Annotated in this window: 18 protein-coding genes; 16 read left to right on the top strand and 2 right to left on the bottom strand. The window is 45.9% G+C overall.

The window, feature by feature from the left end:
- Positions 1–5: 5 nt before the first annotated feature.
- The 12 genes from murF (at position 6) to lpxC (ending at position 14,003) form a co-directional block, all read left to right on the top strand.
- The gene (gene murF, locus LZT21_RS00970) at positions 6–1,418 is read left to right on the top strand and encodes a UDP-N-acetylmuramoyl-tripeptide--D-alanyl-D-alanine ligase (protein ID WP_233989100.1); all 1,413 of its coding nucleotides are present in this window, start codon (positions 6–8) and stop codon (positions 1,416–1,418) included.
- The gene (mraY, locus tag LZT21_RS00965; RefSeq protein WP_233923188.1) at positions 1,409–2,578 is read left to right on the top strand and encodes a phospho-N-acetylmuramoyl-pentapeptide-transferase; all 1,170 of its coding nucleotides are present in this window, start codon (positions 1,409–1,411) and stop codon (positions 2,576–2,578) included. The genes murF and mraY overlap by 10 nt, the downstream gene beginning before the upstream one ends.
- A gap of 10 nt (positions 2,579–2,588) precedes the next feature.
- Entirely contained in the window at positions 2,589–4,247 is a 1,659-nt protein-coding gene (gene murD, locus LZT21_RS00960) for a UDP-N-acetylmuramoyl-L-alanine--D-glutamate ligase (RefSeq protein WP_233989099.1), read from the top strand.
- A gap of 41 nt (positions 4,248–4,288) precedes the next feature.
- The gene (gene ftsW, locus LZT21_RS00955; protein ID WP_233923385.1) at positions 4,289–5,515 is read left to right on the top strand and encodes a putative lipid II flippase FtsW; all 1,227 of its coding nucleotides are present in this window, start codon (positions 4,289–4,291) and stop codon (positions 5,513–5,515) included.
- Positions 5,512–6,585 (top strand): undecaprenyldiphospho-muramoylpentapeptide beta-N-acetylglucosaminyltransferase, encoded by a 1,074-nt coding sequence (murG, locus tag LZT21_RS00950; RefSeq protein WP_370634746.1) that lies wholly within the window; start codon positions 5,512–5,514, stop codon positions 6,583–6,585. Before ftsW ends, murG begins: the two co-directional genes overlap by 4 nt.
- Positions 6,582–8,021, top strand: a complete 1,440-nt coding sequence (gene murC / locus LZT21_RS00945; RefSeq protein WP_233934885.1) for a UDP-N-acetylmuramate--L-alanine ligase — start codon at positions 6,582–6,584, stop codon at positions 8,019–8,021. The genes murG and murC overlap by 4 nt, the downstream gene beginning before the upstream one ends.
- A complete protein-coding gene (locus LZT21_RS00940) occupies positions 8,014–9,000 on the top strand; it encodes a D-alanine--D-alanine ligase (protein ID WP_233923185.1) in 987 nt (328 codons plus the stop codon). The genes murC and LZT21_RS00940 overlap by 8 nt, the downstream gene beginning before the upstream one ends.
- Complete coding sequence (locus LZT21_RS00935) at positions 8,997–9,830, top strand: cell division protein FtsQ/DivIB (protein WP_233934886.1); 834 nt, start codon at positions 8,997–8,999, stop codon at positions 9,828–9,830. Before LZT21_RS00940 ends, LZT21_RS00935 begins: the two co-directional genes overlap by 4 nt.
- Complete coding sequence (ftsA, locus tag LZT21_RS00930) at positions 9,827–11,056, top strand: cell division protein FtsA (RefSeq protein WP_233923183.1); 1,230 nt, start codon at positions 9,827–9,829, stop codon at positions 11,054–11,056. The genes LZT21_RS00935 and ftsA overlap by 4 nt, the downstream gene beginning before the upstream one ends.
- Before the next feature lie 39 nt (positions 11,057–11,095).
- A complete protein-coding gene (ftsZ, locus tag LZT21_RS00925; protein WP_233923182.1) occupies positions 11,096–12,448 on the top strand; it encodes a cell division protein FtsZ in 1,353 nt (450 codons plus the stop codon).
- A 110-nt stretch (positions 12,449–12,558) separates the two neighbouring features.
- The gene (locus LZT21_RS00920; RefSeq protein ID WP_233923181.1) at positions 12,559–13,059 is read left to right on the top strand and encodes a peroxiredoxin; all 501 of its coding nucleotides are present in this window, start codon (positions 12,559–12,561) and stop codon (positions 13,057–13,059) included.
- 29 nt (positions 13,060–13,088) lie between these two features.
- Positions 13,089–14,003, top strand: a complete 915-nt coding sequence (gene lpxC / locus LZT21_RS00915) for a UDP-3-O-acyl-N-acetylglucosamine deacetylase (RefSeq protein ID WP_233923180.1) — start codon at positions 13,089–13,091, stop codon at positions 14,001–14,003.
- Here the strand turns inward: lpxC and LZT21_RS00910 are convergent.
- Positions 13,996–14,412, bottom strand: a complete 417-nt coding sequence (locus LZT21_RS00910; protein WP_233989098.1) for a hypothetical protein — start codon at positions 14,410–14,412, stop codon at positions 13,996–13,998. The two genes, lpxC and LZT21_RS00910, sit on opposite strands and share 8 nt — an antisense overlap.
- A 158-nt stretch (positions 14,413–14,570) precedes the next feature.
- On the opposite strand from LZT21_RS00910, the gene secA reads away from it, so the two are divergent.
- Genes secA through LZT21_RS00890 form a run of 4 tightly spaced genes read left to right on the top strand, consistent with a single transcriptional unit; the run spans position 14,571 to position 19,871 of the window.
- On the top strand, positions 14,571–17,324 hold the full coding sequence (secA, locus tag LZT21_RS00905; RefSeq protein ID WP_233923178.1) for a preprotein translocase subunit SecA: 2,754 nt from the start codon (positions 14,571–14,573) through the stop codon (positions 17,322–17,324).
- An 11-nt stretch (positions 17,325–17,335) separates the two neighbouring features.
- Positions 17,336–18,571: a bifunctional glutamate N-acetyltransferase/amino-acid acetyltransferase ArgJ gene (gene argJ / locus LZT21_RS00900; protein ID WP_233923177.1), complete on the top strand. Its 1,236-nt coding sequence runs from the start codon at positions 17,336–17,338 to the stop codon at positions 18,569–18,571.
- Positions 18,572–18,592: 21 nt separating this feature from the next.
- Positions 18,593–19,450 carry an ATP-binding protein gene (locus LZT21_RS00895; RefSeq protein WP_233934892.1) on the top strand — a complete coding sequence of 286 codons (858 nt, stop codon included), beginning with the start codon at positions 18,593–18,595 and terminating at the stop codon, positions 19,448–19,450.
- Positions 19,431–19,871, top strand: coding sequence for an NUDIX domain-containing protein (locus LZT21_RS00890; RefSeq protein ID WP_370634745.1), 441 nt, complete (start codon positions 19,431–19,433; stop codon positions 19,869–19,871). The genes LZT21_RS00895 and LZT21_RS00890 overlap by 20 nt, the downstream gene beginning before the upstream one ends.
- 54 nt (positions 19,872–19,925) lie before the next feature.
- On the opposite strand, the gene zapD is transcribed toward LZT21_RS00890, so the two are convergent.
- Positions 19,926–20,678, bottom strand: coding sequence for a cell division protein ZapD (zapD, locus tag LZT21_RS00885; RefSeq protein WP_370634744.1), 753 nt, complete (start codon positions 20,676–20,678; stop codon positions 19,926–19,928).
- Between the last annotated feature and the right edge of the window lie 56 nt (positions 20,679–20,734).

Raw genomic sequence — 20,734 nt, 5'->3', positions numbered from 1 at the left:
CAGTAATGACAAATTTAGCGGCAATTCATGCCATGTTGCCGCGCAGCCGCTTATTAAATATTTCGCCGGCAGCGGCCCAGGAATTAGCAATTCGATCGATTGGCAGCGATAGCCGTCAAATTTCAAAAGGTGAATTATTTGTGGCCTTGAGTGGGGAGCGATTTAATGCACATCAATTTTTAGACGAAGTACACCAGGCTGGCGCAAGTGCAGCGTTAATTAGTGAAAGCGAAAAATGTCCTGCTGATTTTCCGGCAGTTTGTGTTAGCAATACTCGCTCTAGTTTAGGTGAGCTAGCGCAAGCATGGCGAAGCCAATATGATTTACCGTTAGCAATTGTGACTGGTAGTAATGGCAAAACCACAGTTAAAGAAATGATTGCAGCAATTTTCAAGGTGGCAGTAGGCGACGCTAAAGCATTAGCAACTCAGGGTAATTTTAATAATGATATTGGCTTACCATTAACCCTGTTACGCTTACGTCCCGCACACACTTTAGCCGTAATCGAGTTGGGCATGAATCATCCAGGCGAAACCGCGCAATTAGCTACGCTTGCGCAAGCCACAATTGCCATTATTAATAATGCACAGCGCGAGCACCAAGAATTTATGGGCAGCGTTAACGCAGTGGCTGAAGAGCACGCAGCAGTACTCGCAGCTTTACCTGCGAACGGTACTGCAGTTTTCCCCGCAGATTCGGAATTTACCCCGCAGTGGCGCCGCGCTGCTCATACTTGTAACATCATTGATTTTGCGTTACAAGGAAATACGCCAGTTGCTGCTGCAGTAATGGGGCGGCTTTTAGAGCATGGCGCATTGGCCATACATACTGCCCAAGGGGAAATTGAGGTGCGCTTAGCTACCTTAGGCCACCATCAGCTATGTAATGCGCTCGCCGCAACTGCGGTTGGTTTAGCTGCCGGAGTTGATTTACAACAGATTCAACGTGGACTAGAAAATTTCACGCCCGTAGCCGGTCGCATGGCAGGTAAATGGCTGAGCCCTACACGCTTGTTAATAGATGATAGCTACAATGCAAATCCCGATTCGGTAAGGGCAGCAATCGATATGCTGCAGCAGAGCGGTAAAGAGTCTTGGCTAGTATTGGGCGATATGGGCGAAGTGGGCACACAGGGTCCTGAGTTTCATCGCGAAGTGGGCGCTTATGCTGCCGCTTGTGGAGTGAGTCGTTTATTTGCAATTGGCGAGCAAAGTGCCGATGCCGTTAGTAGTTTTAATGCACTAGAAGCCCATGCCAAACATTTTGTAAACATGGAAGATCTTTGCAATACCTTAAATCAACAACTGGCTTTACGTGATGAAAGAGCTGACTTACAAATATTGGTTAAGGGTTCTCGATTTATGCGCATGGAACGGGTCGTGCAAGCCTTGTTACAGGAGGCTAAAGCATGCTCCTAATGTTGGCCCAATGGTTACAAGACGATTTTGGCTCTTTCCGCGTTTTTAATTACATTACTTTTAGGGCGGTGCTCGCGACCTTAACTGCCCTATTAATTGGCTTAGTGTGTGGACCTTGGGTAATTCGCAAACTCAGCGCCTTAAAAATGGGTCAAGCAGTGCGTAATGATGGACCGCAATCCCATTTAGCAAAATCTGGTACGCCTACGATGGGCGGAGTACTAATTTTACTGGGCATTTTTATTTCCTGTATGTTGTGGGCCGATTTAAGCAATCGCTTTATTTGGATTGTGCTGCTCGTCACTTTTGGATTTGGTCTGATTGGCTGGATTGATGATTATCGGAAGGTAACCAGGCAAGACCCTAAAGGCATGTCATCGCGCGAGAAATTTTTTTGGCAAACATGCATCGGCCTATTTGCGGCACTCTATTTAGCTTTTTCAGTTTCAGAGGTGAATAACCTAAAGGTACTTCAGCTATTTTTAGATTGGATTAAAAGTGGCTTTACTTTAGATCTACCGGCCAAGTCCAATTTATATTTACCTTTTATGAAAGAGGTGAGCTATCCACTGGGCGTTTTTGGCTTCATTATTTTAAGTTTTCTCGTCATTGTGGGTAGTAGTAATGCGGTGAATTTAACCGATGGTTTAGACGGACTGGTGATCATGCCAGTCATTTTGGTGGGGGCGGCATTAGGCGCTTTTGCCTATGTCATGGGCAATGCTATTTACGCTAAATATTTACTCTTTCCATACATTCCTGGTGCTGGCGAATTACTCATTTTTTGCGGCGCGATGGGGGGTGCAGGCTTAGCTTTTCTTTGGTACAACACCCACCCAGCCCAAGTATTTATGGGCGATGTCGGGGCGTTAGCTTTGGGTGGCGCGCTGGGCACAATCGCCGTCATTGTGCGCCAAGAGATCGTTTTATTTGTCATGGGCGGAATTTTTGTCGCGGAAACGTGTTCAGTCATGTTGCAAGTTGCCTGGTTTAAGTACACCAAGAAAAAATATGGCCAAGGTCGACGAATTTTTAAGATGGCTCCCCTACATCACCATTTTGAATTAAGTGGTTGGCGTGAAACCCAAGTGGTAGTGCGCTTTTGGATTATTACGATTTTATTAGTTTTAGTCGGATTATCGAGTTTGAAGTTAAGGTGAAAAACAGGAAATGATGCAAGGATTAAATCAAGCTTTTTTAAATATCCAGACTGAACAAGGTTCAGTTGTGCCGACTCACTTTTTAGTACTTGGTCTGGGTGAGTCTGGTTTAGCAATGGCCAAGTGGTGTTTGCAGCATGGCGCCACGGTAGATTTAGCTGATACACGCGCTCCTGCTTTGCTATCAAATCAACAACAAGCTGCCCTTGAGGAATTAAAAACACAAGGCTTAGGTCAGTTATATTTGGGTAATTGGACAGCAGGTGAGCTAGAACAGCAAATAGCAGTGATGTGCGCTGGAGTGTCTGTGATTGGTATCAGTCCAGGCTTATCACCTTTACAAGAGCCATTAAAAACCATCTTGAGTTACGCGCATAGCCATGCGGTAGCAGTATGGAGTGAGATTGAATTTTTTGCGCGTGCCTTAACTGCGCTGCAGCTGGAGTTTGGTTATCAACCTACGGTACTAGCAATTACGGGTACGAATGGAAAAACTACAAGCACAGCTTTAACTCAGCAAATTTGTGAGCGCGCAGGAAAAAAAGTAGCGATGGCTGGCAACATTAGTCCAGCAGCCTTAAGCAAGTTAAGTGCTTGTCTTGATGAGGCCAATACCCTACTGGATTTGCCAGAAATTTGGGTTCTTGAGTTATCCAGCTTTCAGTTGCAATATACCGAGAGTTTGAATGCCACTGCAGTAGCAATTCTCAATATTACCCAAGACCATTTGGATTGGCATGGTGATATGCAGGCCTATGTTCAGGCCAAGGCAAAAATCATTGGCACCAATAGTATTTGTATTTTAAATCGCGATGATCCTTTGGTATCAAACCTTCGATTGCCAAAAGAACAAACTCGGCAGAGTGTGATTACATTTGGTGTGGGTTGCCCAACTGAACCTGGAGCGTTTGGTATTGAACATGATTTGCGCGCAGGCGGGATCGATTGGTTAGTGTGGGCTGAAATCGATGAAGAGCCAGAGAGTACGCCGAAACGACGTCGTAAAGTCAGCGGCGTTGAACAGACAGAGTTACGATTAAAGCGCTTAATTCCAGCGGATGCGCTCCGCATTCGCGGTCGCCATAATGCGCTCAATGCCTTAGCTGCGCTCGCCTTAGCACGCTGTGCTGGGCTACCGATGAATATCTTGTTGCATGGCTTACGTGAATATCGGGGTGAGCCGCATCGGGTTCAAAGTGTGGCTGTAATTGAGGGTGTTGAATATGTTGATGATAGTAAGGGCACGAATGTTGGTGCAACGGTAGCTGCACTCAATGGCCTTGGCGCAACTACAGCAAGTAAACAGATTTGGCTGATTGCTGGTGGCGACGGCAAAGGGCAAGACTTTAGTCCATTGCGTGAACCGATTTTACGGTTTGTAAAGGGTTTAATTCTGATCGGTAAAGATGCGCCTCTCATCCGTGCTGTACTTGAAGATAGCTTTGCGAGCAATGACATCGACTGTGTGCAGGTCGATTCATTAAGTGCAGCGACCCAATTGGCTGCTCAACGCGCCCAATTGGGCGATATTGTCTTGCTCTCGCCAGCGTGTGCAAGCTTCGATCAATTTCGCGACTATCGACATCGAGCAGAGGTTTTTGCGTCTGCAGTCACTGAGCTAGAAATGCAATTTAATTCGACCAATCAACCCGTTGGGGCTGCAGTATGAGCGTCAAAGAAAAATTATCCTTAGCCCAGCGCCTAACTCTGATGCGGTTTTGGAATTTTTCACGCGGCGGCATTAATCAATTTCATAGCGGACTAAAAGATGCTGTCTCGGGGGTTGAGCAAACTCGCTCGCGCATGATGGAGTACGACCAGTTATTAGTTTGGGCGGTTTTGTCATTAACATTAATTGGCTTGGTGATGGTGTATTCCGCTTCAATTACATTAGCCGATAGCCCTAAATACGCAAATTACAGCAGTAATTTTTTCTTATTTAGACACTTAATTTCTTTATCTATTGCCTTTGCAGTAGGCGCTTGGGTCTTTAGGGTGCCCGTGAAGACTTGGGATCGGTTGGCCCCAAGCATTTTTATTTTTACTGTAGTGCTCTTAATCGCGGTATTAATTCCAGGTATTGGCAAAGGGGTCAATGGCGCAAGACGCTGGATTCCCCTAGGTCTCATGAATTTTCAGCCCTCTGAGTTAATGAAATTTGCCGTACTCATTTTTGCTGCTAGTTACACCGTCCGGCGCCAAGAATATTTACATTCATTTGTTAAGGGATTAGTGCCCATGGGTTTAGCGGTCGCGATGGTGGGCACCCTTTTGATGTGGGAACCCGATATGGGCGCTTTTGTAGTGGTCGCCCTAATCGCTTTTGGGATTTTATTTTTAGGTGGTATTAACGCTAAATTATTTGGCGGACTGATCACGATTGGTATTTTAAGCGCGGCCATCATTATTGTTTTATCCCCATTTCGGCGCGGCAGAATCATGGCTTTTTTAGATCCATGGCAAGTTGAAAATGCCGCAAATAAGGGATACCAATTAACCCATTCATTGATGGCATTTGGGCGCGGTGAATGGTTTGGAATTGGCTTGGGGGGTAGTGTTGAAAAATTAAATTACTTACCAGAAGCGCACACGGATTTTATTTTGGCAGTGATCGGCGAAGAATTGGGTTTTGTTGGTGTGCTGGTCATCATTTTCTTGTTCTACTGGATCGTGCGCCGCGCATTTTTAATTGGCCGCACCGCCTTACAACTCGATCGGAGTTTTGCCGGCTTAGCTGCTAAAGGTGTTGGCATTTGGATTGGCTGGCAGGCCTTTATCAATATGGGTGTGAATTTGGGTCTATTACCGACCAAGGGACTTACATTGCCTTTAATTAGTTATGGCGGCTCGGGTATTTTGATGAATGTGGTGGCGTTTGCCTTATTACTCAAAATTGATTATGAAAATCGAATCTTAATGCGCGGGGGAAAGCTGTGACAAAACCTTCCATCTTGGTCATGGCAGGGGGTACGGGAGGCCATATTTTTCCAGGTCTTGCAGTGGCAGAGCTATTGCGCAGTCGGGGCTGGCAAGTAGCTTGGTTAGGTCATGCCAAAGGCATGGAACAAGGCTTGGTAACTGCTCGCGGCTTTAGTTTTGAGGCAGTGCAATTTGGAGGTTTACGCGGCAAAGGGTGGTTAACAAAATTACTATTACCCTTTAATTTATTACGTGCTTGTGCGCAAAGTTGGCGCATTATTGCGCGTCTAAAGCCCAGCGTGATATTAGGAATGGGTGGTTACATCAGCTTTCCTGGCGGCTTAATGAGTTTCTTATTGCAAAGACCATTAATTATTCATGAATCTAACGCCATAGCTGGAAGTGCCAATCGCCTCTTAGGGCATGTTGCAAATAAAGTATTAACCGGCTTTCCTCATACGCTTGCAAAAGGGGAGTGGGTCGGAAATCCGATTCGTGCCGAGTTTAACGAAATAGCTGAACCTAAACTACGTTACGGCCAGCGGCAAGGCTCGCTGAATGTTTTGGTTGTAGGCGGAAGTTTAGGTGCTCAAGCATTAAATAAAGTGTTGCCTGCAGCTTTGGCTTTAATACCTTTTGCACAGCGTCCAAAAGTGATTCATCAGTCGGGCGAAAAGCATTACAGTGAACTTAATTTACGTTATGAGGAGCATGGCGTAGCGGCTGAAGTATTGCCTTTTATTGCCAATATGGCAAACGCATATGCCCAAGCCGATGTAGTAATTTGTCGGGCTGGTGCAATGACTGTTTCAGAGTTAGCCGCGGTTGGAGTGGCGGCTTGTTTAGTGCCCTTCCCCGCTGCTATAGATGACCATCAAACAGCTAATGCACAATTTTTAGCGACTGCAGCTGCGGCAATTTTATGGCCTCAAACCCAATTTAATGCACCTGATTTAGCACGCCAAATTCAAGCTTGGACACGCCCAGAATTACAAGCAATGGCTGAACGTTCTTATGCGCTTGCTAAACCCAATGCAACTGAACAGCTTGCTACGATCTGTAAGGCAGTAGCGGGGGTGCCAGCTTGAAACATATTGTGCAACAAATACACTTTGTTGGCATTGGTGGAGCCGGTATGAGCGGCATTGCTGAAGTACTATTGAACTTAGGCTATCAAGTTTCGGGCTCAGATTTGGCTGCAGGAGCAGTCACTAAGCGCCTTGCAGAACTAGGTGCGGTAATTCATCTAGGTCATGCAGCTGAAAATATCGGCACGGCAGAAGCGGTCGTTATTTCAACCGCGGTGGCTGGCAATAATCCCGAAGTGTTAGCAGCGCGTGCAGCAAAAATTCCCGTCATTCAACGAGCGGTGATGTTGGGTGAATTAATGCGCTTAAAACAAGGCATTGCAATTGCGGGCACGCATGGCAAAACTACTACCACTAGTTTAGTAGCCTCTGTACTAGCAGAGGGCGGGCTTGATCCGACTTTTGTGATTGGGGGCAAGCTGAATTCAGCCGGCGCTAATGCACGTTTGGGGCAAGGCGACTTTATTGTGGTTGAGGCAGACGAGTCAGATGCTTCTTTCTTGCAATTATTTCCAGCTATGGAAGTGATTACAAATATTGATGCTGATCACATGGACACGTATAAGCATGATATGGCGCGATTAAAACAGGCCTTCGTGCAATTTACGCAGCGCATGCCATTTTATGGTGTGGCCGTTTTATGCGTCGATGACCTTAATGTGCGCGACATTATTCCGTTTGTATCACAGCCCGTCTTACGCTACGGCATTGCGGCCGATGCCGATATTCGCGCGAGTGAAATTAAAGCTGATGGCACGGTAATGCATTTTAGGGTTGAGCGGCGGACAGTTAGGCGTCATGGCGTAAAGCCAGGACCCTTGCAAATTACGCTGAATTTACCCGGCTTGCATAATGTGCGCAATGCCTTGGCGGCGATTGCCATTGCCACCGAATTAGGTGTCAGCGACCAGGCAATACAAGTCGCGTTAGCGCAATTTAGTGGTGTTGGTCGGCGGTTCCAGCGTTACGGTGAAATTCCTTTAGATGCGGGGGGTAGCTATACATTAATTGATGACTATGGTCATCACCCAGTAGAAATGGCGGCCACACTAGAAGCCGCTCGAGGCGCTTTTCCGGGCCGTCGTTTGGTGCTGGCATTTCAGCCTCACCGATATACTCGCACGCGCGATTGCTTTGGCGATTTTGTGGCAGTTTTGCGTAGTTTTGATGCACTGGTGTTAACGGAAATTTATCCCGCGGGCGAAGCGCGAATAGCGGGTGCTGATGGTAAAAGCTTGCTGCTGGCAACGATTGCTAAAGAGCGTTTAGATAATAAAAATGGCTTAAGCCAAAACGCAGCAGTATTTGTTTCCCAGGTTGCTGAAATACCAACAGTTTTAAAAACAGTCCTGCGCGCCAATGATGTCTTGATCACGATGGGGGCAGGATCAATTGCCAGCTTACCGCACTTGTTAAGTGAGGCGCACCATGGCTAATTCAATCTTAGCCAAGAGCACATGGGGTGAGCGGGTAGCACGCGATCTCAGTACTTTGAACCCTCAGTCATTAGGTAAGGTGGGTGTTTTATTAGGCGGTCGTTCAGGCGAGCGAGAAATTTCCTTGCTATCTGGCAATGGAGTTTTAGAGGCCTTACGCGCAAAAGGGGTTGATGCACATGCATTTGACACCGGCCTACGTAAGCTCACTGAAATAGCTACGGCCCATTTTGATCGCGTCTTTATTGCTTTACATGGCCGCTTTGGGGAAGATGGCACCATTCAAGGCTTACTTGAACTACTCAATATTCCTTATACAGGTAGTGGCGTGCTAGCTTCTGCGTTAGCGATCGATAAAATTGCTACAAAGCGTATTTGGATGAGTAGTGGTTTAGCTACGCCACAATTTGAACTGCTTAGCGCAAGCAGCGATTGGTCTGCGGTCGTGCAAAACCTAGGGCTCCCACTCATCGTTAAACCTGCGCATGAAGGATCTTCTTTAGGCTTGACCAAAGTGCAAGCGCTTGAGCAATTACCAGATGCATATGCTCTAGCGCTTAGCTTAGATAAAAAAGTCATGGCCGAATCTTGCATTATTGGTCCTGAGCTTACCTGCCCACTTGTAGGTGAAGGTGAAACTGCCGAAGCCTTACCAGTAATTCAGATTATTCCACCCAATGCTAATTACGATTTCCATCACAAATACTTCTCTAATGAAACCCAATATTTATGCCCTACAGAACTCGATGAAAAACTAAATCAAGCCGTACAAAGATTAGCCCTCGATGCGTATCGCGTATTAGGATGCAAAACTTGGGGGCGGGCTGACATCATGATTGATGAGAGCACTAGACAGCCGTATTTACTTGAGATGAATACTTCGCCTGGCATGACTTCGCATTCACTTGTGCCAATGGCAGCAAAAGCAGCTGGCGTTTCATATAGCGATTTAGTGCTCTGGATTTTAAGTCAATCATGAGTCAATTTTTATCTCGTTTAACTGGTATTACAAGCTTTGTGATGGCGCCGTTATGGAACAATGCCCAGCGCATGCAGTACCTAACTAAATGGCTTATCCGTAGCTTTGTCGTGCTGATGGTGATAGGTTTATTGGTGTGGTTAAGTCAGCGCCCGATATTCACTCTGCAACAAATTCAAATTGAGCCCGTCGGTAGTCAAGCGTTAAAGCATATTAATTTACCGATTGTGAAAAATCAAATCTTAGAAAAAGTGCAAGGTAATTTTTTTAGTGTGCGGCTAGAGGATGTAAAGCGCTCCTTTGAGGAAATGCCTTGGGTACGCCGGGCTAGCGTGAGACGTTCTTGGCCTAATGGCTTGGTTATTGGCATTGAAGAGCAAATACCCCTTGGTACTTGGAATAGTACTGAAGGCCAAAAATTAATTAATGCGGCAGGCGAAGTATTTAATGGCAACGTAGCCGAGGTAGACGAGGGAGTAGTTTTGATCAGTTTTAGCGGGCCCGAAGGTAGCGGTAAAGAAGTAGTGCGTCTCTATCAAAAAGCCAATGACTGGTTTAAGCCTTGGGATGTCAAGGTAAGCACACTCAATCTGACTGAGCGATATGCCTGGAGTGTGAAGCTGACGAATGGTCTACGAGTGGAGTTTGGTCGCGACGAAGAGAATATGAGTCAACATTTAACTACTGAACGGGTTGCGCGGTTAATAAAATATTGGCCTCAGGTTCAAGCAAAGTGGCCAACCCAAATTGATGCCGTTGACTTGCGTTATGGCAACGGTTTCGCAGTGCATATGGCAGCAAATAATTCAAAAAGGATAAGCACTAAATGAGTAAGGACAATCGCGATCTGTTGGTCGGCCTAGATATTGGAACCTCGAAAGTGGTAGCTTTAGTGGCTGAACTAACACCCGACGGTAATTTTAATGTTGTTGGCGTGGGGCAAACCACTTCAAAAGGCTTAAAAAAAGGTGTCGTAGTCAATATTGAGGCAACGGTGCTATCAATTCAAAAGGCCCTAGAAGAAGCAGAAGTGATGGCTGATCGCCGCATTGTTCAAGTCTTTACAGGTATCGCGGGTAATCATATTGTGAGCTTTAATTCTAGTGGCATGGTCGCCATTCGCGATAAGGAGGTTGGCCCAAGTGATGTAGAGCGAGTTTTAGAGACCGCTAAAGCAATTAATATTCCCACCGATCAACAAATTTTACATATCTTAGTACAAGAATTCATCATTGATGGCCAAGAAGATGTGCGCGAACCCATTGGTATGAGTGGCTTGCGGCTAGAAGTTCAAGTGCATATAGTGACGGGCGCAGTTAGCGCAGCACAAAATATTGTGAAGTGTGTACGCCGTTGCGGGCTTGAGGTGAATGATTTAATTTTACAACCCTTGGCATCAAGCTTAGCTGTGTTGACCGAAGACGAGAAAGAATTGGGTGTGGCTTTAATTGATATTGGTGGTGGTACTACTGATATTGCGATTTATTGTCAAGGTTCGATTCGACATACCGCAGTAATACCCATCGCCGGCGATCAAATTACGAATGATATTGCGATGGCCTTGCGGACACCCACTTTAGAGGCGGAAGATCTAAAAATTCAACATGGCATTGCGCGGCAAGAAATGGCAGACCCCAACATCATGATCGAGGTTGCAGGTGTAGGTGATCGTGAGCCAAGGCCCATGTCAAAACAAGCTTTGGCTGCAGTGATCGAGCCGCGGGTTGAAGAGTTATTTATCTTAGTGCGCGATGTGATGCGTGAATCGGGTTATGAAGAGTTGGTTGCGTCAGGCATTGTTTTGACAGGCGGATCGGCCTTAATGCCCGGCATGGTTGAGTTAGCCGAGCAAGTTTTTTTGCGCCCAGCACGTATTGGTGTGCCTGAATATCGCGGCCATTTACATGAAGTCTTACGCAGCCCACGTTTTTCAACCAGCATTGGTCTTTTGCTTGAGGGACAAGCCCAATTATTGCGAGGTCGGCGGATAGCCGATTCAGGAACCTTTGAAGGCGTTGTTTCGCGCCTCAAGGAATGGTTTACAGGAAATTTTTAGTTTTTTTCGTCGTCGTCAATGTCATACTAAGGAGGATTTATGGAATTTGAAATGGTAGAACAAGAAGTAGCCGGGAAGACCATTATTAAAGTGGTTGGTATCGGAGGCGCTGGTGGCAATGCTATCCAGCATATGATTCGTCGCGGTGTCGACGGGGTCGAATTCATTTGCATGAATACCGATGCAGGTGCATTGCAGCGGTCAGAGGCAAAATTGAATTTGCAATTAGGCTCGAGTGGTTTAGGAGCCGGAGCGAAACCAGAGATTGGCGCAGCTTCAGCCGAAGAGGCACGAGCACGTATTGCCGACGCTTTACAAGGTGCGCATATGGTTTTCATCACCGCTGGAATGGGGGGAGGTACAGGCACGGGAGCAGCGCCGATTGTTGCGCAGGTAGCCAAAGAAATGGGCATTTTGACCGTTGGTGTCATCAGCAAACCATTTGATTTTGAGGGCGTAAAGCGCCTGAAGGTGGCGGAAGATGGGGCTTTTGAATTAGAACAATATGTCGATTCTTTGATTGTGGTTTTGAATGAGAAATTATTTGAAGTCATGGGCGAAGACGCTGAATTTGATAAAGCCTTTGCCTGTGCCGATGATGTTTTGCACAATGCCGTTTCCGGTATTGCGGAAATTATTAATGTGCAAGGTCTCATCAATGTCGACTTTGAAGATGTCAAAACTGTAATGGGTGAGCAAGGTAAAGCCATGATGGGCACTGCCACCGTCTCTGGCATGGATCGCGCGCGCTTAGCGGCAGAAGCGGCAGTTGCCTCTCCATTACTAGAAGGTGTCGATCTATCAGGTGCACGGGGTGTGCTCGTGAACATTACAGCGAGCCATTCTTTAAAATTATCTGAAACCCGCGAAGTCATGGCTGCGATTCGCGGCTATGCAGCAGATGATGCCACCGTCATTTTTGGTACTGTGTATGACGATAGCTTGGGTGATGCCTTACGGGTAACGGTGGTTGCAACTGGCCTAAATCATCCGCAAGCACGCGCTCATAATCAGCCTGAAGTCATTTGGCGCCAAGCAACGGGTACGCATGATGCCATGCCTGCGATCACCGATCTAAATAGTTTTGCCCCAACGAGTGCTTCTGCAGCCATGAGCAAGGTTGGTATGGAGGCATCAAGCACAAGTTTTGCTAGTCCAGACCTGAGTAATGCCAATTCACTTGGGAATCCTCATGCGTCTGGGGCTCTGGGGTCGACTGGTCGAGGCGTTGATTATGGTGAACTCGATCGACCCAGTGTTTTTCGTAATGCCCGCGCTGGCGGAACTGCACCTACCTTAGGGGCTGATAGCTCGCCACAGGCGAAAACAATGCTCGATAAAGGGACGGATTACTATGAAATTCCGGCTTTTTTACGTAAACAAGCCGATTAAGTAAATGGTCAATACAATAGGAAATTGAAAAGCACCAACGCGCAGCGCCTCCGGACGACGAATCCTTTGCTGGCGTTGGTATCCTATTTAATTAACTTATTGGAGAAACCATGATTGCAGTTGGCCAGAAATTACCGAATGCCACCCTCTATGAATTTTTAAATGAGGCATCTGAAGGCTGTGCTATTGGGCCTAATGCCTTTGAGGTTGACAAATTAACGGCAGGTAAAAAAATTGTTATTTTTGGCTTGCCTGGCGCATTTACACCGACCTGTTCAGCCCAGCATGTCCCTGGTTATATTGAGCAATTTGACGCTATAAAAGCTAAAGGCGTTGATGAGATTTGGTGTGTGTCGGTAAATGATCCATTTGTAATGGGGGCTTGGGGCCGAGATCTAAAAGTAGGTAATAAAGTGCGCATGCTAGGTGATGGCAGCGCAGAATTGACCCAAAAACTGGGTTTGGAATTCGATTTGACTAAGCGCGGTCTAGGCGTACGTTCGCAACGGTATGCCATGGTGGTTGACAATGGTATGGTCAAGCATCTAGTGGTTGAAGAGCCGGGTAAATTTGATTTCAGCGATGCTAAATCGATTTTGCAACAGCTTTAATCTAACCCTTTTTCATTTATTCAAATTACATGTTGAAGCAAAAAACCATTGCCGCAGCGGTCAAAACCGTCGGCATTGGCTTGCATTCAGGGCGCAAGTCAACCCTTACCATTAAGCCGGGGCCAATCAACTCAGGCATTCAGTTTGTCCGGGTTGATTTACCAGAGCCCCTGCAAATTCCAGCACACGCATTAGCGGTGTGCGATACGCGCCTAGCGTCAGTCATCCAAAAAAACGGTGTGCGTGTTTCTACCGTTGAGCATCTGCTTTCTGCCTGCGCAGGGCTCGGTTTGGATAATTTAATAATCGAGCTCGATTGCGAAGAAGTGCCTATTATGGATGGCAGTGCTGCTTCATTCTTATTTTTAATTGAGTCGGCAGGCATTATTGAGCAAGCCGCACCAAGACAATTTATGGTAATTAAAAAACCAGTTGAGGTGCGCGAGGGCGATAAGTTAGCAAGACTCGAACCCTTTGCGGGTTTTAAGCTTGATTTCACCATTGATTTTAAGCATCCCGCTTTAGATAAAACAGGCCAACATTTCTCGATTGATTTTGCTGAACAAGCTTACCGCAGTGAAATTGGCCGCGCACGCACTTTTGGGTTTGCCCATGAAGTAGAGGCTTTGCGAGAAATTGGTTTAGCGCGTGGGGGTAGTTTAGATAATGCCATCGTCTTGGATGAGCATCGCATTCTGAATAATGAAGAATTGCGTTATGAAGATGAATTTGTGCGCCATAAAATCTTAGATGCCATTGGTGATTTATATTTGGTAGGGCATCCCATCGTTGGCGCTTATGTTGCCGAGAAGTCAGGTCACGCTTTAAATAATGCCTTATTACGGCAATTACTAGCCGACCCAAGTGCTTACGAAATTACTACAATCTCGAAAAGCAAGGCTCCAGCAGCCTATTTACACGAATCTCAACCCCTCTTTATTTAGGTCGTGCAGCAAGTAGGCGCTCAATCGAGTGGCGCAACTTTGAGTCGGGGGGTAAGCGGTTTAATAAATTTAACCAGGCTAAGCGCGCCACCGCATTCAGCCCTTCAGCTGGCTTGGGTTTGGGCCTCACGCGTAAACTTGCACCCTGCGACTCCCTTTGACTAGGTGCTAAGCGTACTCTAATATTTTGACAGCGATAATGATGCCGAGCTAGTTCAATAGAGAGGCTGGGAAGCACTTGTTCGAGTCTGGTAGCGAGCGCGGCATTGGGCACAATTAAAAGCAGTTCCTCTTGGGGTGAAGTGCGCCAAGTGGGCTCAATGCGATCACTAAAATGAGCTAGGTTGAGAGAGGATAGCGCCAGTTTCAGCACGCTTTTTAGTTTGGCCAACTCCTCTGCGCGGGCCATAACCCCACTTAATCCATTTTGGCTGCGCAGCCAATCTAAGCAATCCTTTGCCAGCTTATTTGTGCTATTTTTAGGGTCAAAATTCATTGCTGATGGTATTCATGGTTAAAAGGTGTGGTGGGTGATAAACTCAAGGGCTTAATTTTCCTCAATATTCCATGGTAATCGGTCTCATCAAAACGCTGGTCGGAAGTCGTAATGACCGCCTTTTAAAGCAATATCGCAAGATTGTTGCCAAGATCAACGCATTTGAACCTGCCATGCAGGCTTTGGATGATACTAGCCTGCAGGCAAAAACTGCTGAATTTAAAGCTCGCTTAAGCGCCGGTGAGGCGCTGGAAGATCTCGCTGCAGAAGCTTTTGCTGTCGTGCGTGAAGCAAGTTGCCGAGTCATGAAAATGCGGCATTTCGATGCTCAGCTTATGGGGGGTTTTGCTTTGCACCAAGGCAAAATTGCCGAAATGGGTACTGGCGAAGGCAAAACCCTAACTGCAACTCTACCCGTTTACTTAAATTCCCTAACCGGAAAAGGGGTTCACGTTGTTACGGTAAATGATTATTTAGCCCAGCGTGACGCAGAGTGGATGGCGACCCTTTATAACTTCTTAGGTTTGCAGGTGGGGGTGAATTTATCACAGATGGATCACGCTACTAAGCAAGAAGCCTATGCTGCCGATATTACTTACGGTACCAATAACGAATTTGGTTTTGATTATTTACGTGACAACATGGTGCAAGATGTGGGTCAACGAGTGCAGCGTGGTTTAGCGTATGCCATTGTTGATGAAGTCGATTCGATCTTAATTGATGAGGCCCGTACCCCGCTTATTATCTCTGGGCAGGCTGAAGATCATACCGATTTATACCTACTTATTAATGCCTTGCCGTCGTATTTAGAGCGGCAAATCGGCGAAGAAAAAGCCGATGGCACTGGAGTTGAAAAGGCTGGCGATTATTGGGTAGATGAAAAATCGCAACAAGTGTATCTCACCGAAATGGGCCATGAAAAGGCCGAAAATGTATTGGTGCAACTGGGCGCGCTGAAAGCGGGTGATTCTCTATACGCCCCACAAAATATTACCTTAATGCATCATGTGTATGCTGCCTTACGAGCGCATTCACTTTATAACCGCGACCAACACTACGTCGTACAAAATCAGGAAGTCATCATCGTCGATGAATTTACTGGGCGCTTAATGCAAGGACGGCGTTGGTCTGACGGCCTTCATCAGGCAGTTGAGGCTAAAGAGGGTGTAGCCATTCAAAATGAGAATCAAACTTTAGCAACCATTACCTTTCAAAATTATTTCCGCATGTATGGCAAGCTTGCCGGTATGACCGGTACGGCCGATACTGAAGCCTATGAATTTAAGGAAATTTATAATTTAGAAACTGTGGTGATTCCGCCAAACCGTTTAAGTCAAAGAACCGATCGCCAAGATCAAATCTATAAAACTTCACGCGAGCGCTACGATGCTGTGGTTAAAGATATTCAGGCTTGCTATCAAAGCGGACAACCCGTCTTAGTTGGCACGACCTCGATTGAAAATTCAGAATTAATTGCGTCCATGTTAGATCGTCTTCAACTGCCGCATCAAGTACTTAATGCAAAGCAGCATGCTCGTGAAGCAGAAATTATTGCCCAAGCAGGACGACCAAAAATGATTACGATTGCCACCAATATGGCGGGACGTGGTACCGATATTGTTTTGGGCGGTAATGTTGAAAAACAAGCGGCATTAGTGACTACAGATAACGCGAAGATTCAGCAATTACGCGATGAGTGGCAAGGCCTCCATGATCAAGTTATTCAGCACGGTGGTTTGCATATTATTGGTACCGAGCGGCATGAAAGTCGACGAATTGATAATCAGTTAAGAGGCCGTTCCGGGCGTCAAGGTGATCCAGGCTCTTCCCGCTTCTATCTTTCTCTAGACGATCCCCTGTTACGTATTTTTGCTGGTGATCGTTTGCGTTCAGTCATGGAGCGCTTAAAGATGCCTGATGGTGAGCCGATTGAGGCGGGTATGGTGACGCGTTCAATTGAATCTGCCCAACGCAAAGTAGAAGGGCGAAATTTTGATATTCGTAAACAACTCTTGCAATACGATGATGTGGCAAATGATCAGCGTAAAGAAACCTATCGCCTGAGAAATCAAATTCTCGAATCTCAAGATATTGGCGAACTCATTGCAAATTTACGAGAAGATGTTTTGCAAGGTCTTTGTCGTACTTATGTACCCCTTGAATCAATGGAAGAGCAATGGGATTTACAGGGCTTAGAAAATGTGCTGGCGAACGATTGGGGTCTAAAAGTCGAGCTACTTCAATGGGTTGACGGTGCCGACACAGTTGATGATGAAGCGGTTGTCGAGCATGTGATACAAGCGGCAATTGCCACTTATGACGCTAAAGTGGATTTATCAGGCCGAGAGTCTTTCGCTAGCTTTGAGCGTTCAGTGACTTTGTTTAGCTTGGATAGCCATTGGCGCGAGCATTTAGCCGCACTTGATCATTTACGTCAAGGCATTCATTTACGCGGCTATGCTCAAAAAGATCCTAAACAAGAATATCGTCGTGAGGCATTTGAGTTATATGCCGAATTGCTGGATGTCATCAAGGCTGATGTCATTAAAACGATTATGACCGTACAAATTCGTAGCGCCGATGAACTTGAGCAGGCTGCAGAGACTATCAATGAGGGAATTACGAATCTTACCGATGTGCAGTATCAGCATGCTGAAGCTGGCCCCGACTTAATGGGAACGGCTCCAGAATCAACTGACTCAGCAGTGCCATCAACCAAACCAGTTGTTGCGCCTATTAAAGCTGGCCCTAAGGTCGGTAGAAATGATCCTTGTCCATGCGGTAGTGGCAAAAAATATAAGCTGTGTCACGGCGCGCTGAGCTAATCAATTGAGTTATGCCGGTTAATTTACCGTTACCTATTCCAAATGAATTAATACCAATTGCGGGCTTTAAGCTTGGTACTGCTGAGGCAGGTATCAAAAAAGCCAATCGTAAAGACATCTTGCTAATGACTTTTTTATCTAGTGCAGAAGTAGCTGGTGTTTTTACGCAAAATCGGTTTTGCGCTGCACCTGTTCAGGTTTGTATCAGCCATCTACAGACACAAACCGTGAGTAAAAAAATTCAGGCTCTGATAGTCAATACCGGGAATGCAAATGCCGGGACTGGCGAGACTGGTTTACAAAATGCCCTCCAAACTTGCGCTGCTTTAGCGCATGACTTAAAGCTAGAACCTGAACAAGTTTTACCTTTTTCAACGGGAGTGATATTAGAGCCCTTACCCATCGAAAAAATAATTGCTGCGCTACCTAGGGCAATCGCGAATTTAGACGAAGACCATTGGTTTGCGGCAGCTGAAGCAATCATGACAACCGACACACAGCCCAAGGGAGCATCAGTCATACTTGAGACGCCGCAGGGTAAAGTCAGCATGACTGGTATTTGTAAGGGTGCAGGCATGATTCATCCTAATATGGCTACCATGCTCGGCTTTATTGCTACCGATGTAGCCTTTGCGCCGGGTTTATTACAGGAATTAATCCGCGAAGTTGCAGACCTGTCGTTTAATGCGATTACGATTGATGGCGATACCTCGACTAATGATGCCTTTATCGTCGTTGCTACTGGTCAATCTGCCCTTACCGTGCAAAGTCAAAATGACTCCCTGTATAAACCAATCCGCGAGGGCCTTATCGGTTTAGCAAAGCAATTGGCACAAATGATTGTGCGTGATGGTGAAGGCGCCACTAAATTCATCACTATTACGGTTGAAGGCGGCAAAACAGCTCAAGAATGCCGCTTGGTTGCCAAGGCAGTGGCCCACTCCCCCTTAGTGAAAACAGCTTTTTTTGCTAGTGATCCTAATTTAGGCCGTATCCTGGCAGCAATTGGTTATGCGGGCATTACAGACCTCGATGTTAATCAGGTACAGCTTTGGCTGGGCAACGTTTGGGTAGCCAAAAATGGTGGACGCAACCCTAGCTATATAGAGTCAGATGGGCAAGCGGTAATGCAAGCGGCTGAAATTAATGTAAAAATTGATTTAGGACGTGGAGCTGCGACACAAACTATTTGGACCTGCGACCTATCGCATGATTATGTTTCCATTAATGCCGACTATCGCTCTTAAGACTAACTTCTAGGCAAACTGATGAATGACAAACTTGATCGGCTATTGACTCATTTAGAAACATTTTTACCGCGACCCATTACGCCAAGTGATTGGCAGACAGCACGGGCATTTCGCTGGCGTAGACGAGATAGTATTTTTGGCAGCATTGGCTATTTACAGCCAGTGAAGCACATTTCTGATATTACGTTTGCAGATCTGCAACATATTGATCGGCAGCGTGATGCCATCCGCGACAATACCCGCCAATTTATAGAAAAAAAACCAGCCAATAATATTTTACTAACAGGTGCACGTGGCACAGGTAAATCATCTTTAATTAAGGCTTGTTTACATGAATTTGCAGAGCAAGGTTTACGCTTAGTCGAAGTAGATAAAGAATACTTAGCTGATTTGGCTGACATTACTGATTTATTAGCAGAACGGCCAGAACGATTTGTGATTTTTTGCGACGACTTATCGTTTGATGAAGGCGAGACGGGGTACAAGGCAATGAAATCTGCCTTAGATGGATCGGTCTCGGCACAAGTTGATAATATTTTAATCTATGCAACTTCTAATCGACGCCATTTATTGCCTGAGTATATGAAGGATAACCAAAGCTATGCATATTCAGATGAAGGCGAAATTCATCCGGGTGAAGTAGTAGAGGAAAAAATTTCTTTATCTGAACGCTTTGGTTTGTGGCTATCTTTTTATCCGCCTAAACAAGACGAGTATTTAGCTATCGTGGCGCATTGGTTACAGCATTTTGGGGTTAGTACCGCTGAGATTGAGAGTGCTAGACCGGAAGCATTAGTTTGGGCTTTAGAGCGTGGCTCGCGTTCAGGCCGAGTAGCCTGGCAGTTTGCGAAGTTTTATGCGGGTAATCGTGTCTGATAGTACGACCATGGCAAGGCCGATAGTTGAAGTAGCGGCAGGCATTTTGCTTAATACCGAAGGCCGATATTTATTAGGTCAGCGCCCACCAGGAAAACCATATTCTGGATATTGGGAGGTACCAGGCGGGAAAATTGAAGCCGGGGAAACGGTTTTTATTGCGCTTCAGCGCGAGCTACAAGAGGAGCTTGGCATTCAAATAGAAGCGGGTGAAGAGCTGATGGTGCTTGACCATGCATATACTCATGCGCATGTCCGTTTGCACGTTAGCATTATTCGCCAGTGGCGCGGAACCCCAAAGGGCTGCGAGGGCCAAAACCTATCATGGGAATTATTGAGTCATCCTAAGCCGCAGGTGAGCCCTTTATTACCTGCCGCTTGGCCAATGCTAGAGCACTTGCGCCAACATTTGGCAAAATAATCAAAAGCCATGCTGGAATTTAGCTTTTTAAAGGCAGCTCTATAAAACTAAACCCTAAAATTGACAAAGAGTTAGCTTAAAAGGGATATCGTCGATACAAGTTTGTGGCTTTGATTCACGTTCGGTTTTTAGAAAACGAATTGAAAGTAGATATTTATTAGCGCTAATTTCAGCAAACAGCGTGTCATCCTCAACGCCAATGCGCATCAGATGAAAAATTTTTCCTGCAGGAGCTTGCTGAAACGCACCTTGGTAGGCTACCACTTCATATGCCTCGCCCGACTCACGCAATAAACGTAAAAATAATTGACAAGCCGCTTGCCAAGGTAAAAGAGGGGCAATATATTTTTGTAAAGTTTCCCGTCGTTGATTTGCAGAACTATTTTTCCAAGCATGATAACTGGGCAAATCAATCGGACTCGTTCCGCCAGGAATATTTAAGCGATTGCGAATCGAGTTAAGCCATTCACTGTCGGTAATGATGGCATTAGGTTTACCAAGAGATTGATTAATTTGTTCGGCGGCTTTTTCAATTTCATGAAGCGTGAGGTTTAAGGTTTCTTGATCAACCCGCTTCGAATTCTTTAAGCCGTGCAAAGTATATTTTTGCCGTTCAAACTCTTTCAGTAAGAGTGATTTAATATCCCCGCGTGCGCCAATATCGCCTAACTCAAATAAAGTGGCAATACCGTTGTGATGTAGTTCAGGGTCATCAGACTTAAAAAAGTGATTAAAACGAAAGAAAAGGTATTCCAGCCGAAGCATGCTTCGAACCAGCTCATTAAAGGGATATTCATAGACAATCACAGGGCTTTATTCTATGCTGAAGTGGCATCAATAGGCAAAAAACCCTGAAAAAGGGC

This window comes from Polynucleobacter sp. IMCC 30228, from assembly GCF_021395205.1.
Taxonomy (GTDB): Bacteria; Pseudomonadota; Gammaproteobacteria; order Burkholderiales; family Burkholderiaceae; genus Polynucleobacter.
Note: the sequence above shows the minus strand (reverse complement) of the source record. Positions and strands in the feature narration are given on the sequence as shown.

Excerpts from the sequence above, each read along its gene's own strand:
- murF (WP_233989100.1), top strand. The coding sequence starts at position 6 with ATGACAAATTTAGCGGCAATTCATGCCATGTTGCCGCGCAGCCGCTTA.
- mraY (WP_233923188.1), top strand. The coding sequence starts at position 1,409 with ATGCTCCTAATGTTGGCCCAATGGTTACAAGACGATTTTGGCTCTTTC.
- murD (WP_233989099.1), top strand. The coding sequence starts at position 2,589 with ATGATGCAAGGATTAAATCAAGCTTTTTTAAATATCCAGACTGAACAA.
- ftsW (WP_233923385.1), top strand. The coding sequence starts at position 4,289 with ATGCGGTTTTGGAATTTTTCACGCGGCGGCATTAATCAATTTCATAGC.
- LZT21_RS00940 (WP_233923185.1), top strand. The coding sequence starts at position 8,014 with ATGGCTAATTCAATCTTAGCCAAGAGCACATGGGGTGAGCGGGTAGCA.
- LZT21_RS00935 (WP_233934886.1), top strand. The coding sequence starts at position 8,997 with ATGAGTCAATTTTTATCTCGTTTAACTGGTATTACAAGCTTTGTGATG.
- ftsA (WP_233923183.1), top strand. The coding sequence starts at position 9,827 with ATGAGTAAGGACAATCGCGATCTGTTGGTCGGCCTAGATATTGGAACC.
- ftsZ (WP_233923182.1), top strand. The coding sequence starts at position 11,096 with ATGGAATTTGAAATGGTAGAACAAGAAGTAGCCGGGAAGACCATTATT.
- LZT21_RS00920 (WP_233923181.1), top strand. The coding sequence starts at position 12,559 with ATGATTGCAGTTGGCCAGAAATTACCGAATGCCACCCTCTATGAATTT.
- lpxC (WP_233923180.1), top strand. The coding sequence starts at position 13,089 with ATGTTGAAGCAAAAAACCATTGCCGCAGCGGTCAAAACCGTCGGCATT.
- LZT21_RS00910 (WP_233989098.1), bottom strand. The coding sequence starts at position 14,412 with ATGGCCCGCGCAGAGGAGTTGGCCAAACTAAAAAGCGTGCTGAAACTG.
- secA (WP_233923178.1), top strand. The coding sequence starts at position 14,571 with ATGGTAATCGGTCTCATCAAAACGCTGGTCGGAAGTCGTAATGACCGC.
- argJ (WP_233923177.1), top strand. The coding sequence starts at position 17,336 with ATGCCGGTTAATTTACCGTTACCTATTCCAAATGAATTAATACCAATT.
- LZT21_RS00895 (WP_233934892.1), top strand. The coding sequence starts at position 18,593 with ATGAATGACAAACTTGATCGGCTATTGACTCATTTAGAAACATTTTTA.
- LZT21_RS00890 (WP_370634745.1), top strand. The coding sequence starts at position 19,431 with ATGCGGGTAATCGTGTCTGATAGTACGACCATGGCAAGGCCGATAGTT.